The sequence below is a fragment of the Pseudoalteromonas sp. NZS11 genome (assembly GCF_015864765.1).
In the GTDB taxonomy this organism is placed as follows: domain Bacteria; phylum Pseudomonadota; class Gammaproteobacteria; order Enterobacterales; family Alteromonadaceae; genus Pseudoalteromonas; species Pseudoalteromonas arctica.
Window position 1 is genome coordinate 53,409 of record NZ_JADYWP010000013.1, and the last position, 16,541, is coordinate 69,949.

16 protein-coding genes are annotated in these 16,541 nt (G+C 37.7%); 6 read left to right on the forward strand and 10 right to left on the reverse strand.

What is annotated here, in order from left to right:
- Positions 1-69: 69 nt before the first annotated feature.
- The 6 genes from I6E82_RS18390 to I6E82_RS18415 all read right to left on the reverse strand — a co-directional run bounded on the left by I6E82_RS18390 (position 70) and on the right by I6E82_RS18415 (position 6,927).
- A complete protein-coding gene (locus tag I6E82_RS18390; protein ID WP_002960874.1) occupies positions 70-1,029 on the reverse strand; it encodes a sugar-binding transcriptional regulator in 960 nt (319 codons plus the stop codon).
- A gap of 248 nt (positions 1,030-1,277) precedes the next feature.
- A complete protein-coding gene (locus tag I6E82_RS18395; protein WP_007377154.1) occupies positions 1,278-2,279 on the reverse strand; it encodes an ABC transporter ATP-binding protein in 1,002 nt (333 codons plus the stop codon).
- A gap of 10 nt (positions 2,280-2,289) precedes the next feature.
- The gene (locus tag I6E82_RS18400) at positions 2,290-3,120 is read right to left on the reverse strand and encodes a carbohydrate ABC transporter permease (protein ID WP_002960878.1); all 831 of its coding nucleotides are present in this window, start codon (positions 3,118-3,120) and stop codon (positions 2,290-2,292) included.
- A gap of 2 nt (positions 3,121-3,122) precedes the next feature.
- Complete coding sequence (locus I6E82_RS18405; RefSeq protein WP_002960879.1) at positions 3,123-3,995, reverse strand: carbohydrate ABC transporter permease; 873 nt, start codon at positions 3,993-3,995, stop codon at positions 3,123-3,125.
- Positions 3,996-4,141: 146 nt separating this feature from the next.
- Complete coding sequence (locus I6E82_RS18410; RefSeq protein WP_076925990.1) at positions 4,142-5,446, reverse strand: ABC transporter substrate-binding protein; 1,305 nt, start codon at positions 5,444-5,446, stop codon at positions 4,142-4,144.
- Positions 5,447-5,598: 152 nt separating this feature from the next.
- The gene (locus I6E82_RS18415) at positions 5,599-6,927 is read right to left on the reverse strand and encodes a hypothetical protein (protein ID WP_007377151.1); all 1,329 of its coding nucleotides are present in this window, start codon (positions 6,925-6,927) and stop codon (positions 5,599-5,601) included.
- A gap of 529 nt (positions 6,928-7,456) precedes the next feature.
- On the opposite strand from I6E82_RS18415, the gene I6E82_RS18420 reads away from it, so the two are divergent.
- From I6E82_RS18420 to I6E82_RS18440, 5 genes are read left to right on the forward strand one after another with little or no spacing between them, the layout of a single operon-like run.
- On the forward strand, positions 7,457-7,840 hold the full coding sequence (locus I6E82_RS18420) for a response regulator (protein WP_007582739.1): 384 nt from the start codon (positions 7,457-7,459) through the stop codon (positions 7,838-7,840).
- 13 nt (positions 7,841-7,853) lie between these two features.
- Positions 7,854-8,759, forward strand: coding sequence for an AAA family ATPase (locus tag I6E82_RS18425; protein ID WP_197118451.1), 906 nt, complete (start codon positions 7,854-7,856; stop codon positions 8,757-8,759).
- 6 nt (positions 8,760-8,765) lie between these two features.
- Positions 8,766-9,752, forward strand: a complete 987-nt coding sequence (locus I6E82_RS18430; RefSeq protein WP_197118452.1) for a DUF58 domain-containing protein — start codon at positions 8,766-8,768, stop codon at positions 9,750-9,752.
- Positions 9,752-11,722, forward strand: coding sequence for a transglutaminase family protein (locus I6E82_RS18435; RefSeq protein ID WP_197118453.1), 1,971 nt, complete (start codon positions 9,752-9,754; stop codon positions 11,720-11,722). Before I6E82_RS18430 ends, I6E82_RS18435 begins: the two co-directional genes overlap by 1 nt.
- 8 nt (positions 11,723-11,730) lie before the next feature.
- Complete coding sequence (locus tag I6E82_RS18440) at positions 11,731-13,053, forward strand: Na+/H+ antiporter family protein (RefSeq protein WP_197103556.1); 1,323 nt, start codon at positions 11,731-11,733, stop codon at positions 13,051-13,053.
- A gap of 257 nt (positions 13,054-13,310) precedes the next feature.
- On the opposite strand, the gene I6E82_RS18445 is transcribed toward I6E82_RS18440, so the two are convergent.
- Genes I6E82_RS18445 through I6E82_RS18455 form a run of 3 tightly spaced genes read right to left on the reverse strand, consistent with a single transcriptional unit; the run spans position 13,311 to position 15,416 of the window.
- Positions 13,311-13,742: an acyl-CoA thioesterase gene (locus I6E82_RS18445; RefSeq protein WP_024606895.1), complete on the reverse strand. Its 432-nt coding sequence runs from the start codon at positions 13,740-13,742 to the stop codon at positions 13,311-13,313.
- Positions 13,743-13,747: 5 nt separating this feature from the next.
- Positions 13,748-14,566, reverse strand: coding sequence for a M23 family metallopeptidase (locus tag I6E82_RS18450; protein WP_024593633.1), 819 nt, complete (start codon positions 14,564-14,566; stop codon positions 13,748-13,750).
- A complete protein-coding gene (locus I6E82_RS18455) occupies positions 14,559-15,416 on the reverse strand; it encodes a 6-carboxytetrahydropterin synthase (RefSeq protein ID WP_007582754.1) in 858 nt (285 codons plus the stop codon). Before I6E82_RS18455 ends, I6E82_RS18450 begins: the two co-directional genes overlap by 8 nt.
- Before the next feature lie 203 nt (positions 15,417-15,619).
- Between I6E82_RS18455 and fabA the strand changes: the two genes are divergently transcribed.
- On the forward strand, positions 15,620-16,135 hold the full coding sequence (gene fabA / locus I6E82_RS18460) for a bifunctional 3-hydroxydecanoyl-ACP dehydratase/trans-2-decenoyl-ACP isomerase (protein ID WP_002960896.1): 516 nt from the start codon (positions 15,620-15,622) through the stop codon (positions 16,133-16,135).
- Between the two features lie 67 nt (positions 16,136-16,202).
- On the opposite strand, the gene rmf is transcribed toward fabA, so the two are convergent.
- Positions 16,203-16,373: a ribosome modulation factor gene (gene rmf, locus I6E82_RS18465; RefSeq protein WP_002960897.1), complete on the reverse strand. Its 171-nt coding sequence runs from the start codon at positions 16,371-16,373 to the stop codon at positions 16,203-16,205.
- Between the last annotated feature and the right edge of the window lie 168 nt (positions 16,374-16,541).

Genomic DNA, 16,541 nt, shown 5'->3' on the forward strand with positions numbered 1-16,541 from the left:
ATTAAGTGATTTTATTACAATAACAGATATTACTAATACAGATATTACTAATTTTATTTATCAATTTGTTTAATCAATACTTAATAAACGCTCAGCTGTATATTCGTTAGTAATTAATCCGCTGATCATGTTTGACCTTACTGCGCCTAAAATGGCTAACACTTTTTCTTCACCAGCAGCTATCGCATAAATCTGTTTGTTAGCATTTGTTTTTAGTGGCGTACTTGCTACACGCTGATTAACCGTGCAATCTAAAAGCTTACCGTTTTTATCAAACACCCAACTAATCATTTCACCAACGGCACCAAGATCTTGTAACTCTTTAAGTTCTTGCGCATCAATAAAACCATCTATATGTAATGGCGATTTTTCACCTAAGCTACCAATACCCACAAATGTTACATCGGCATCTTTAGCGAGTTTTAAATTACCGGTAATATTTTGTTGTGCATGTAACTGTTCTTTTTCTTCAATACTTCTTGGTAAAACTGGCAATGGCATTGGGTAATGTTTTGCATTGGTGTGTTCGGCCATTCTTACTACAACATCATAAGGTGAAGCCGATCCATCCAAAGCCATATTACCTAGCATTGCTACAATTTTATGTTGCGGACAATCAACGGTTCTTAGCTCATCTACACATGAACGTAAAACACGACCTGTTCCCATAGCAAGTACTTTGGGCTGTTCTGATTTTAAATGACGTTCTATTTCAGCCGCGCCAGCTTGAGCCAAACCTAATGTAGATGATGGTTCAGACGGATCGCTCGGTACAACTTCGCACGAATCTAACCCAAAACGGCTTTTTAATTTTTCGGCCAAATCCATACATTTAGCAATCGGGTGGTCAAGTCTAACTTTAATTAATCCTTGGCTCACAGATAATGCGACCATTCTTTGTGCAGATTGACGAGATATATTTAGCTTTTTAGCAATTTCATCTTGTGTGTTACCGCCAACATAATATAACCACCCTGCTCTGGCTGCATCATCTAGCTTTCTAATTTCTGTATTTGATAGCTTTACCACGTAAACCTCTTAAAATAGAAGGAAAACCAAGTCCTTATTTTCATTACATAATTTTAATTATATGTGCTGCTATATAAATTATTTTATTAATTTTGGAGCATCTATTTATTAATAACGTTTTTGTTATTTATAATTGTAAATATACCATCCCTTAATAAAAAATACCTAGGTTTCATAGGATTATGTAATTAGAATTTAGTTAATAGCACCCTTATAAAGGTGCTATTTAAGGTAATTAAAAATAGGCTTTAGCGAATTGTTAAACCGTTATTATCAAACTTTAATACTTTATCAGCCGGTGCGCTTAGGTAAATACTGTCGCCATATTTTAATGGGCAATCACCATCTGCTTTTACTGTTACGGTCCCTTTGCCTTCAATATTTATATGTAAAAAGCTCTCCGAACCTAAATGCTCAATTACACCTACAGTTCCAGCCCAAGTACCTTGCTCAGTAGAGAGTGTTATATGCTCTGGTCGAATACCAATACAGCTAACATTCGCATCTTCATTTTGTGGAGCATCTATAAAATTCATTTTTGGCGAACCTATAAAACCAGCTACAAATTTGTTTACAGGGTTTTTATAAAGCTCTAAAGGTGTGCCTACTTGTTCAATAATACCGGCATTAAATACCGCGATTCTATCTGCCATTGTCATGGCTTCAACCTGATCGTGCGTAACATAAATCATTGTTGTGGCTAAACTTTTATGTAATTCAGATATTTCTAAACGCATATTTACACGTAATGACGCATCAAGATTCGAAAGCGGTTCATCAAATAAAAATGCCGAAGGTTGGCGTACAATTGCGCGCCCTATCGCTACTCGCTGGCGCTGACCGCCCGACAATTGCCCTGGCTTTCGATCTAAATAATCGGTCAAATTAAGAATTTTAGCAGCGTTAGCAATTTTACTCTCAATTTCTGCAGGGCTTACCTTGGCTCTTTTTAAAGGAAAAGCAATATTGTTACGCACGGTCATATGCGGGTATAACGCATATGATTGAAACACCATTGCCAAGCCTCTTTTTGCCGGCGGTGTTTTAGTGGCATCTATACCATCGATTTCTATATTACCACTGGTGGTATCTTCAAGCCCTGCGATCATACGAAGTAATGTAGATTTACCACAGCCCGATGGCCCAACAAAAACGATGAATTCACCGTCTTTAATTTCTAAGTCGAGCGGTTTAATTACGTTTACTTCATCAAAGTTTTTAGTGACTTGTTTTAGTGTGATGCTGCCCATGTGTATTCTCCTATTTTACTGCGCCGAAACTTAATCCACGCACTAATTGTTTTTGACTAAACCAACCAAGTATTAAAATTGGCACAATGGCCATGGCAGATGCTGCCGATAACTTAGCGTAAAATAACCCCTCAGGGCTTGAGTAACTGGCAATAAATGCCGTTAAAGGTGCAGCATTTGCAGCGGTTAAAATAAGTGTCCAAAACGCTTCGTTCCACGACAAAATAACATTGAGTAATAGCGTTGAGGCTATACCTGGTAAGGCTATTGGCAATAAAACATGGAATATTTCTTCACCAATTGTTGCGCCATCCATACGAGAAGCTTCAAGTATTTCGTTTGGTATTTCTCTAAAGTAGGTGTAAAGCATCCATACCATTATTGGTAAGTTAATGAGTGTCATTACAATAACCAAACCTAATTTTGTATCGAGTAATGCAAAGTCGCGAAACAATAAATAGATAGGAATAAGTACGCCTACTGGTGGTAACATTTTGGTTGAAAGCATCCACATTAATAAGTGCTTTGTTTTTTTAGTTTGCACAAACGCCATAGACCACGCAGCAGGTACCGCAATTAATAACCCCAGTAAACTTGAACCTAGTGATATAACTACAGAGTTCCAAAAATGGTTAAAGTATGGCGAGCGCGACAGTACATCGCGGTAATTTTCGAGCGTCCAATCAAACGCATATAAGCTTGGGCTTGCTGAAATTGCTTCGGCTTCCGTTTTAAAACTGGTGATTAACGTCCATAAAATTGGAAAGAAAATCATGCCGCTTATTGTCCATGCAGCAATGGTATAAATTAGTTTGGAACGACGGCTATCTTTTATAGTCATAATTAACCCTCCAAGTTTTTGCCAATTAAGCGCATTAAAAATATAGCGACTATATTTGCAATAATAACTGCAACTATGCCCCCTGCTGAACCGCCGCCTACATCAAACTGAAGTAGCGATTGCGTATAAATTAAGTACGTTATATTGGTTGACGAATAACCAGGACCGCCACTGGTTGTAACTAATATTTCAGCAAAAATTGACAGTAAAAATATAGTTTCGATTAATATAACCGCAGTTACAGCGCGCGATAGGTGCGGTAAAACGATGTAAAAAAACTTACTAAATGGGCCAGCTCCGTCTAAATCAGCCGCTTCTAATTGTTCACGGTCGAGTGATTGTATTGCTGTTAGCAGTATTAAAGCTGCAAACGGTAACCACTGCCAAGACACAATTATGATGATTGAAAATAACGGCATTTGAGCAAAAAAGTCGATAGGTTCAAAGCCAAGCCAAATAGCAAAGTGTGCAAATAAGCCATTAACTGGGTTCATTAGCATGTTTTTCCATACCAATGCCGACACAGTTGGCATTACAAAAAATGGGGCTAGTACCATAATGCGAACGTAGTTTCGCCCCCATATTGCTTGGTCTAGTAAAATAGCTAAGCCAATACCACCACAAATAGTGATAAGTAAAACCCCAGTTACTAGGTAGAGCGTGTTAAAAAATGATTCAAAAAAAGCCGGATCAGTTAGGAAAAATTCATAGTTTAAAAAGCCTACAAACTCTTTATCCCCTGGAACGAGTAAGTTGTAATCAATAAAAGAAAAATACAGTGTCATACACAGCGGAACTATCATCCAAGCAAGTAATAAAATTACACTTGGAAGAAGCATAAACCGAGCAAGCGTGCGCGAGTTAGTTGTTGCCATAAAGGTGACCTTAAAAAAGCCAATTCTATTTACTTGTTAACTATCAAGTGAAAATCAGAAACCCTTGATAGCGTTTATAACTAACAAGTAAATAGAATTGACATAAAATATTGGGTAAGTTTGAGTACTTACCCGCCCATTACATGCTATTTAGGATAGCGAGCTTTACGCATTGTTCGCTCAACGAGGTGCTGAGACGTACTAAGCGCTTGCTTAACGGTCATTTGGCCAGTTAATGCTGCTGAGAATTGTTGCCCAACAGCTGTACCAATTCCTTGAAACTCAGGAATAGCAACAAACTGAATACCTACATAAGGCACCGGTTTAACGGTTGGATTTTTAGGATCTGCAGATTGGATAGAATCTAAGGTAATTTGCGCAAACGGTGCTGCGTCCATGTACTTTTGATTACTGTAAAGTGATTTACGTGTACCTGGCGGTACTTTTGCCCAACCTTTTTTGTCAGCTACAAGTTGAGTGTATTCTTTTGATGTCGCCCAGCTAATAAATTTCATTGCGGCATCTGGTTTTTTGCTGCTTGCCGGTACGGCTAAAGTCCAAGACCATAGCCAGTTACCGCGTTTACCTAGACCATTATCTGGCGCAAGTGCAAACCCTACTTTATCGGCAACTTCTGAGTCTTTTTTATTAGTAACAAATGCGCCTGCAACGGTTGCATCAATCCAAATACCACATTTTCCTGTTTGGAATAGTGCAAGGTTTTCGTTAAACCCGTTTGCAGATGAACCAGCAGGTCCTGACTCTTTCATTACATCGACATAATACTGAAGGGTATTTTCCCACTCTGGAGTATTAAACTGTGGCTTCCAATTTTCATCAAACCAACGAGCACCAAACGAATTAGCCATTGATGTAATAAGCGCAACGTTTTCGCCCCAACCTGCTTTACCACGTAAACAAAGGCCATAAACACCTTCTTTTTTGTCTGTCATCGCTTTAGCAGCTTTGCGTATAAAGTCCCATGTTGGGGCTTTGGGCATTGTCAGCCCCGCTTTATCCATTAAATCGGTGCGGTACATAACCATTGAGCTTTCGCCATAAAATGGGGCAGCATAAAGTTTGTCGTTAATCGTTAAACCGCTTCGGATTGCTGGGATTAAATCGTCTAAATCGTAGTTTTCACCTAAATTGTCCAGCTCTTTTAACCAATTTTGTTTGCCCCAAATTGGTACTTCATAAGTACCGATGGTCATAACATCGTATTGGCCGCCTTTTGTTGCTACATCGGTTGTGACACGTTGGCGAAGAATGTTTTCTTCTAGGGTGACCCATTTTAGATCTATATCAGGGTTTTGGCTGGTAAAGTCACTGCTTAATTCTTTCATGGTGATCATGTCACCGTTGTTAACAGTCGCTATTGTAATTGTTTCTTTTGCCGCAGCGCCCATGCTTATGAAGCCACACGCGAGCATAATTAATTTATTTTTCATCGGGTATTCCCCATACACGTTATGTTTTAACAAGTGCTATTAAATTTTAATCTATTGCCAATTCTATTTATGGCAGTTTTAAAACATAAAACTGCCCGCAAAGTGCCTTTTTAGGTTCTTTGTACAAATAGTTAGAATAGTCGGTTAACGACTTAAAATTTAACAGAGATCTCAGAAGTGAAGCCGTCAAATCCTTTACCGATTTGGCCGCCCGAATTAACACCTTCTTCTTGGTTAACATACTCAACTTTTAAAAGCGTTTTATCGTTAAACCAGTAACCTGCAGCTACTTGAATACGCTCTACTGTGTTGTCTGTTTGTTCAATTAAGTCGGAAGTGTTTTCGGCTTCTGCATAACGAGCCGCTACATATAGCTTTTTAGGGATTAGATATTGTTGTGCTTCAAACACGAAGTACTCAACCGATGAGTCGCCTTCTATTACACTGTTTGAATCAAAAGTAGTGCCATTTTCATCAGCTATGCCGTTTGTACCAAAGTAGGTAATACCGGCAACTGCATTACCAGCGGCATCTGCAAATGTGTAATCATCAGATGATTTACCAACCATAAAGATTAGACTAGTTTCATCAGATGGTTGATAAGCTAAGTTAAGCTGGATGATTGATTGCTCAAGCCCTGGCATTGCGCCAACATGAGTGTCACGCTCGTTTGAAGGTGACGCCGAGAAATTATAGTTTTCACCATCGCCAAAGCGATAGTTTGTTGTGGTTACACCATCAAGACTGGCTACGCCATTTTCAAAACGTAACTGGTCGCCTTGATTCGCTTTTAATAAGTTTAAGCCTGCTTTAAAGCCACCTTCAAATTCTAGAGTACCTTGAAGTCGGTAGTTATAACCTCTGTCTTCTTGAAACGCTTCACCAAAACTAGAAGTCGTAATGTGACCTGTAACATTATAAGCACGTACTACACCACTATCGAAAGTTTCGCTGTAACTTAGCTGTGCACCGTTTTCTGCGGTTGCGTAATCGGTAATACCATTACCAATAAGTGCATTACTTTGGTTATCTGCGCCGTCTTGAAAACCTTTAAATTGAAAAGGCGAGCCACCAATGTTACCTAAACGCAGTGTTAAATTTGCGTTTTCTTTTGGTGTGCCATAAAGACCTAGTAAGTCAAATTCAACACCTGCAAAATCGTTGTGAAATGAAAAGTCACGATCTTCGCCACCAAAGTCATTAGGCTCTTCTGCAATATCTATATCGGCAGTGATGAACTCGTTAATATGAAATTTAAGCATTAGATTAGCTCTAATACGGCCAAATCCTGACTCTTGTTCTTCATCTTCTGGACGAAATGCGCCGTCTTTAGCTTGAATTGACTGAAAGTTTTGCATTAGTAAAAAGTCTACGTCAACGCGATCTAAATATTCAGAAATATCAGCCTGTGCTGGAGCCGATGTAGCCATAGCTGCCGCTATGAGAGAAATTGCAAATTTAGTCTTTTTATTATTCAACATAATAAGCTCTTTATTTAGTGTGGTGTGTGATGCCAACTTTATTAAATTGCATATTCATTTAATGAAATTGGTATTAATTCAGTGTGTGTAGATGAGGCTGGCTGAGCAAAACATTAAATAGATAATGAAATTGCACTTGTGAGCATAAGCTCATCTGCTGAGCATAATCACAGAATGAATTTAGAAGGTCAACGCTTTTTTATTACAAAACGTTTACAAAAAATCGGATTTGTATGTAAATATTTTTGAATCAATAAGTTAAGTAGCAAATTTGTTACATCAAATTTTGAGGAAATAAAGTGTATGATTAAGGGATTTATCGTAGATACGTCATTATTGTTCAATACAATTAATGAAAATATAAGTTAGTAGAAGATATAAAAGCAGGTAATCCTTTAAAAATAGGTTGTTGGGCAAACCTATAAACAGTTTATTTATTAGTGTTTTTTAAGTAACGTTCTTGAGCTTATGATTGGGTTAGCTTAGTATTAAAGCACTTAGATGTATTCAAAATAGAAGTAACCTACATATGGAATTTGTTCGCCCGCTAGAGCCCATCCTCATTATTGATGACGTTAAGGAAATTCGTGATTATCTAAACCAAATTTTAACTGACTTAGGGTTTGAAGATATATTAGAAAGCGCTGATTTTAGCTCTGCTAAACCTATTATGAACAATAAACCGCCAGGCGTTATATTTGTAGATGTAGATTTACCTGACTCTAACGGTGCAGATATATTGGAATACATTAATAGTGCTTACCCGCACACTCATGTTGTTATGTGCTCTGGCCACAATAGTCTCGAAAACGTACAAAACACGTGGGAAATGGGCGCTAAAGGCTTTATTGCAAAACCTTTCAACACAAAAAAAGTAGACACTGTAATGAAGCGTCTTGAAATAATAGAATAATAATAAGGTTAGCATGCATAGTACTGTTACTGCGATTATAGACGATCTTTCGAGTGTTATATTTGGTAAACAACAACAAATAAAACTGGCACTTACATGCTTATTTAGCGAAGGGCATTTACTCATTGAAGATTTGCCTGGTATGGGAAAAACCACTCTTTCTCATGCATTGTCAGCTGTGTTAGGTTTATCGTATCAGCGTATTCAATTTACCAGTGATCTTCTGCCTGCTGATATTCTGGGTACTAATGTATTTAACTCTACCGAGCACAGTTTTACGTTTCATAAAGGCCCTATTTTTAGCCAAGTTGTTTTAGCTGATGAAATAAACCGCGCAGGGCCCAAAACACAAAGTGCGTTGCTTGAAGCAATGGAAGAGCAACAAGTAACAGTTGATGGAAAAAAATATACGCTGCCAAATCCATTTTTTGTGATTGCAACACAAAACCCGCTTTACCAATCAGGTACTTACCCGTTACCTGAGTCGCAATTAGACCGTTTTTTAATGCGTATTAGCTTAGGTTTTCCACCTAAAGAAGCCGAAAAACGCTTAATTTTGAATATGCAAAAACGAGATTACAGTCAGTTACCTAAGCGTATTAACCAACAAGAGTTAGCGGCAATTCAAACCCAGATAAGCCAAATTACTTTAAGTAGCCCGGTTATTGACTACATTATAGAGCTTGTTAATTACACACGCACAAGCAACGCTTTTGCATCTTCGTTATCACCGCGTGCCAGTATGGCTCTTGCTAAAGCGGCTAGGTCGTGGGCCTTTATTGATGGTCGTGATTTTGTAATGCCAGAAGATGTTCAAGCCGTATTTGCAAGTGTGTGTCAGCATCGTTTAGGTTTGCATAATGAGTCAGGTGAAGCGCAAGTAAACGATATTTTAAAAAACATTTTAGTTCCGGTATAAACTTTTATGCCAAAAAAAACAGCTAAGCGCCCTTCTTTATTTAAGTCATTTAAGCGAGGTGTATTTAATAAGTTATTAAAAAATAAGCATTTAAAAAACTCAATTACACTTGAACACAGAACAATTTATGTATTGCCATCGTCCCTAGGTTGGTACTTTGTAATTGTGGCTATTTTAAACTTTGTAATGGGCATTAATTATCAAAATAACTTAATTTTAATAATGTCTTATCTTATGTTTGTGGTGATGATTATTGCTGTATTAATGGGCTACAGTAACGCTAAAGGCTTAACGGTTAAATTTAAAGATGCATTTAACAGCTACGCACCCCAAAAACCGAGTATTGTATTTGAATTACAAAGCCCTTCTGTTACCCAATCTATTAATTTAACATATCAAGGTAGTGAGCAAACTCACAAACATACCGACGAAGTTGATAGTAAACCTCAGTTACTTACACTCAACTTACCCTACAGCTCACGCGGTAAGTACTCAGTGCAACGTATTAAAATAGCGAGTAACTACCCCTTTGGCTTAATAACTGTTTGGAGCTACATTCAATTACAAACAGGTGTTTTTGTATACCCGTCGCTTGAACAAGTACACAGTGATGCGCATGTTTCTATGCTTGATGAGCAAGCCGATAAAGGTATTTCTACACAATCTGGTAGCGAAGAGTTTGAGTCGTTAATCCCACATTTACCAGAGATGGGCTTGCAAAGAGTCTCTTGGAAGCATTACGCAAAAACACAGCAGTTGTTAGTAAAAGAGTTTGTAGACTTTAAAACAGCGAATGCGCTCTTCGATTTTACGTTAATGAATGGGGATACAGAACAACGTTTAAGCCAGTTATGCTTTTTAGTGTGTGAAGCAACCGAGAAAAACACCCCTTTTATGTTAAAGCTACCGAATAAAACAATAAATACAAATACCGGACAGCAACATAAGCAGCAATGCTTAGAATTATTATGCTCATTTAATGGTGATGTGTAATGGACATACTTAAAAACGAAAAAGTAATAAATTATTCGCTGTCTTTTATATATGCATGTTTAATTGTATTTTTTGTATCACATTTACCGCTTGCTTTTGTAGGTGTACTTTCACTTATTTGTGCATGGAACTTTTACATAACGCTGAGTAATAAACCAAAGCCAAATGCTTGGCTGGCAAATATACTCGCAGGTGTGTCACTAGGTTTAATGCTCTACACAGTAGGCATGTCGGATACGGTTATTTTATTTGTGGCCATGCTGCTACTTGCTAGTTTATTTAAGCTGCTGCAGGCTAAAACCAAAAAACACTATCATGTAATTACAACGCTTACGTTTTTTTCACTCTCATCGGTGTATTTATTTAACCAAAGCATTTTAACGACTTTAACTGTAAGTGGTTTATACATATTAAACTTTGCAGTACTTGGCCTACTTGAATCCAAACATAATTTAAAAATAGCCTCTAAGCAAAGTGGTAAATTACTACTTTTAGCACTTCCTTTAGCTATATTTTTACTGCTTTTTTTACCAAAAATGCCCGCCTTTTGGCAGCTTCCTGGGCCTAAGCTTGCAAAAACAGGGCTTTCTGAACAAGTCGACCCATTCGATATTGCAAAGCTTTCAAACTCAGATGAACTTGTGTTTAGAGTTAAATTTAACGAAGAAAAACCTGTAGCGCCTTATTATTGGCGAGCAATAGTTCATGATGAATTTAATGGCAATGCGTGGTTTACATCTGACTTTTTAAAATATAATAATTTAAAAACAAATACCCAGAGCGAAAATAATGAGCAACTTATTTCAAGCTACTCAGTTATTACAGAGCCTGCTACACAAAAATGGCTCTATGGTTTAGCCTACTCCAGTAGTAACTCACAAAATGTTGAAGGTAATTCGCTAGGTTTATTGCGTAAAAAAAGTCGCCAAGCTAAAAACTTACAATACGATGTAAATAGCTTTAACTTTGCAACTTTACCGCTTGGCGAATTTGAAGAAAAACGCTACAAATACCTCGCTTATAAAAAGAATGTAAAAACATCATCACTTGCTAAAAACTTAAAGCAAAAAACACACTCTGACCGCGATTTTTACAATAGCTTATTACAATACTTTGCAGGTACGGGATTTACTTACACGCTAACTCCTACACCTATGAGCGGCGATAATACAATTGACCAATTTTTATTTGAAAACCAACGTGGATTTTGTGGTCATTATGCAAGCGCTGCTGCGTACATTTTTAGAACCGCAGGTATACCCGCTCGATTAGTAAGTGGTTATTTAGGCGGTGAATTAAATCAAGATAATAATACGCTAACAGTTCGCCAGTACGATGCGCATGCATGGGTAGAAGTATATTTACAAAACGAAGGTTGGGTTATTTTTGATGCAACCGCCGTTGTTGCACCTGAGCGTTTAAATGGCTCACTTTCGCAAAACCAAGAGCTGAATGACGAATTTAAAAGTAATCTTGATTTTGGTTTAGTGAGTTTAAGTAATTTCCCCGCTATTAATTGGTTAAGGTTGGAACTTGAAAATCTCGATTATCAATGGTCTAGCTGGGTACTTGGTTTTGACGAAGAAAAACAAAATGATTTTTTAAAATCAATTTTTGGTAGTAAAAACATTTGGCTTGTACCATTAATGGTTTTATTAACAGCTGGTTTTTGTTTTGTAGGTTATTTTGTTTATTTAAACTTACCAAAACGCCCGACTAAATTAGCGCCTATGGTTAAAGAATTTTATGAAGTAAAAGCATGGGCGAAAAAACAAAAAATAAATACACCCGATAATTTAACACCGAGTCAGCAGTTACATTTTTTTGCTGATCAACTTCCTCGTTCTGCACAATCTATAAACACATTTAGTCAGTTATTTAACCAAGTACGCTATAGTAAAAAACCTTTTACGAAAGAGCGTAAAACTCAGGCTAAAGATCTGATAAAATTAATCAAAATTTCCAAATAGAGAATACTATGAATGCTGTTGTTATAGGCGTTATTTTAATGCTCGGGCTATCTCTGGCTCGCGTTAACGTCATTGTTGCCATGATCATAAGTGCTTTAGTTGCTGGTTTAACCGCAGGCTTGGGTATAAAAGAAAGTGTTGATGCATTTAATTCTGGCCTTTCTGCCGGAGCTGAAATTGCACTAAGTTATGCCATGCTCGGTGCATTTGCCGTTGCTATTTCTAAGTCGGGTTTAACACGTATTCTCGCTGATAAGTTACTTGCTAAAGTAAATGCTAAAGGCAGCGGGAATGAAACGTTTTTAAGTTACTTCATTTTATTAATTATTTTAGGTTGTGCAATTTCTTCGCAAAACTTAGTACCTGTACACATAGCGTTTATTCCTATTTTAATCCCGCCGTTACTCGTGGTTTTTAATCAGTTAAGGTTAGACAGGCGTGCTATAGCGTGTATTTTAACATTTGGATTAGCAACCTCTTACATGGTGCTGCCTTATGGTTTTGGTGGTATTTACTTGTATTCTATTTTGCATAAAAATCTAGTCGATAACGGCTTAGACATTGTAAATACACAAGTCCCTATGGCGATGATTATTCCTGCATTAGGCATGTTTATAGGATTACTTATTGCGGTATTTATTACCTACAAAAAACGCCGCGAATACACCGAGCTCCCATTAACAACTCAGAGTAAATCGGCCGAGGTAGAAAACCCTAAAAAAGTAATGATTGTAGGGCTATGTGCGGTATTTGCCTCACTTGTTGCACAAAACCTAAGTGGCTCAATGATTTTAGGGGGTTTAGTAGGTGTAATGATATTTAGTGTATTTGGTGTAGTTAAGTGGGAAGAAAACGGCGACGTATTTAGTAAAGGCGTTGCGATGATGGCGATGATTGGTTTTATTATGATATCGGCACAAGGCTTTGCATCAGTTATGCAGGCCACTGGCGACGTAGCGAGCTTAGTACACAGCACAGCGGCACTTTTTGATGGTAATAAACCTTTGGCCGCCGGTGTTATTTTGTTAGTCGGGTTATTAATTACAATGGGAATTGGTAGCTCGTTTTCAACAGTGCCTATTATTGCAACTTTGTTTGTTCCTTTGTGTTTAGACCTCGGGTTTTCTGTTATGGCTACCGCTGCACTTGTTGGTACTGCGGGCGCTTTAGGTGATGCAGGCTCCCCTGCTTCAGACTCAACGCTTGGCCCAACATCAGGTTTAAATGCCGATGGCCAGCACGACCATATTAGAGACTCTGTTATTCCAACATTTATTCACTTTAACATTCCACTGCTGATATTTGGCTGGATTGCAGCAATGGTACTTTAAAAAGTATTTACGTAAGTGTAATTAAAAGCTGAAGATAACCAAAAAGGTATGTTAAAAGCATACCTTTTTTGCTTCTAACAACTCTTATCCCTATCAATTTCTCCTCTATTTTGATTGGTTTATTAGTAAATATTAACTGAGGTGTTGAGATTACATTTAATAAATATTTAGTATGATGTGTTCTTTATGGTTTTTTATATAAGCACCAATTAAGGTGCTTATACAATGTTACTCTACCGCGTCTTTAAAGCTCTAAATTACTCAAAACCATAAATCATTTTATCGCATACTACCGGTGTTGGTCTGTGGTTATCATCGACTGCAACAAACGTAAAGCTACCACTAATGGCAGAGTGCTTATCATCTCTGTGCATAGTTTCTAATAGTATATCTACATCAACTTTTAAGCTGGTGTTACCTACATGGACTACTTTAGCAATTAACTCTGCAAAAGTACCTGCTGGTATCGCTTCTTTAAAATCAACTCTATCGGAAGATATGGTAACCAAAGGTTTACGACAAAAACGAGTAGCAGCTATAAATGCCACTTCATCCATCCACGCCAGTGCATCACCACCAAATAAAGTATTATGATGATTGGTACGCCCTGGAAACACAGTTTTAGTTACCGATGTGGTTGAGTCTTCAATACGCTGAGCAATTATTGCATCGCGATTTACTTCAGTCATAATCTCTACTTTTTGTTTGCTAATGTATCTTGCATTAGTAATGCAGGATCAAGGCGTTCGCCTTTCCAGTTAAAACGCCAATCTAGGTGAGGACCCGTTACACGCCCTGTTGCACCAATTTCAGCCACTTTGTTACCTTGCTTAATTTTGTCACCCACTTTTACATCAAGCTTACTTAAATGAATGTAAGTTGAGGTAATACCATGGCCATGATCAATAATTAATGTACCACCTGAGTAGTATAAATCAGGTTCAGAAAATACCACGGTACCACTAATTGGCGCGTAAACAGGAGAACCTGTTTTATTAGCAATGTCTAAGCCAAAGTGCGGACGACGAGGCTCACCATTAAAATAGCGCTGACTACCATAAACACCCGATATACGCCCTTCTGCAGGCTTTAACACAGGGTCTAAAAAGTACAGTAAATCAGAGTCTACTTCTCTCGCTTTACGAACAGCAACTGCTTCGCGGCTTATACGTGCACTGACTTCTTTTGCCGGTGAAACATACTTCTTAGCCACGCCGGTAATTTTATCAATTTCATATTCACGCTTAGTTATGGCTAGCGGCTGTGAATGCGATTTACCCGTGTTATCTACCCATTTTAAAGTATGAGTCGTTTCAGCGTCACGCCCAAAACCAAATACAAAATCACCCTTTGGTGAAAGTTTTAAACTTTTGCCATCTAAGCTTACTGATTTAGCGTTTTCTAGCTTTCCAGTAACTAAACCGCCTTGTGTTAAATGTCCTTTTAACTCAAGCGCCATAGTACTAAAGCTAGCAGAGGCAACAAGCGCTGTTGCTAAAAGTGTTTTAAACATAACTAATCGATCCTTTTCCAACCCCTTCATAAGCGGTTACTTTTACTGCTTTTTCTGGGTATTGGGCTTTAATTTGGCCAGCTACATGTTCAGCAATACATTCTACAGTGGTGTCTACTGGTAAAATGTCGCAACGAGACTCGCTAATAGCCATTTCAAAATAGCCTTGTGCCGATGTGTAAGCAAAACATACATCACCCGCTTTGGCTGTTATGTGTTTTAAATCAGGTGCGTTAATTTGATCTTCACTGGTGGCTAAGTAAATATCTTCCCACTTTTGAGACCATTCTTTTTGCAAGCGCGGCATAGAGATGCCATCTAGGCTAATACCAATTTGAGAACGATGCCCATGAATAATACGCTGGCAATTACCGTCATGCTTTTTAAGGCCATGGCTGTAATGGTAGTAAAAACTTTGGCTGTGTTCAGGCTTAAGAGACAGCTCAATTTTTTCAATGTTATCTGGTAGCTTCGGTAAAATAGTCGCAATTAAAAATTCAGTAACCGATTCAACCGTTACTTCGTCTGCGTTAATCATGCAATAAGCTTGATGAGGAGCACTCATAGCTAAGTGATTATTTTCACCAAATGTGCAATCGAGTGTTTTATGCTCGTCAAATTCAGATACAGTGCCATTAAGCCCTGTAGGAATTGCTAAACGGTGATCAATACACTCATCTATAATGCCTTTAATTTGCTTTTTAACTAAACCAAAGTCTAAAACCATAGACTCTTCGTTAAGTTTACCGTGCAAAGTTAAATCAACAATCCAGCTCTCGCCAACGGCGCCGCGTTTGTTACATAAGTAAGAAAAATCAATCACAGTTAGTGAGTTAACAAAAAGGATCATAAACTTCCTTTAGACTGGTTATAAGACAGCGTTAATTATAATGATTTCTGATTGTAATTGCGCGGTTTTATAGTGCAAAAACCAATCGCGTTGATTGATTGATGATTTAATATGCAATATTTTGATTTTTTAACTGCTCCGAGTTGTTTAGCGTACAAGTGTACGCTAAAGTACTTGGCAATTTCTAAGCGAAGATAAGTGTTATGGAACCTAAAAATAGCTATACAAAAGAAGAGTTGATCCTGTGTGGTCAAGGTGAAATGTTTGGTGAAGGTAACTGCCGTTTACCAAGTGACAACATGTTAATGATGGATCGCATTACCTCTATTACTGCTGATGGTGGTATTCATGGGAAAGGCGAAATTGTTGCTGAGCTTGATATTGACCCTAGCCTGTGGTTTTTCGATTGTCATTTTAAAGGCGACCCAGTAATGCCAGGTTGTTTAGGCTTAGATGCTATGTGGCAACTAGTTGGTTTTTACTTAGGTTGGTCTGGTGGCCCTGGTCTTGGCCGTGCGCTAGGTGTGGGTGAAGTTAAATTTACTGGCCAAATTTTACCAACTAATAAAAAAGTAACTTACCGTCTTGTAATGAAACGCGTAATTAAACGTAAATTGTTTATGGGCGTTGCCGATGGCACAGTAGAAGTAGATGGCCGAGTAATCTACGAAGCAAAAGATTTAAAAGTGGGCTTGTTCCAAGACACTAGTGCATTTTAATTTTTAAACGCACAAACAAAAAGGCCTCCAATGTGGAGGCCTTTTTGCTTAAATTCGATTATTGATTTTAGGTTTTGTACATGTTGCGGTTTTCAATCGCTTCACGCCAACCTCCTAACCACTCTGATTTTGGATCTACTTGTTGATAAGGGCATAGCTCTTTTGAGCGACCTGCTAAACCTGCTTTAAAACCTTGAGAATGAGCTCTTTCTAAACGATCTCTTTTCTGTCTCTTCATCGGTAATATCCTCACCTTTTTATTTATATATTGTGTAGCATTAGTGAAATCTACATTTAATGAATAGTTAATAAAAATGTAAAATTCAAATCGTAAAAGCAATTAAATTGTTTGACTTTAACTAAGCTGCTGATGCAAAAATGAATTAACATTTAAAAAAGTAAGTGG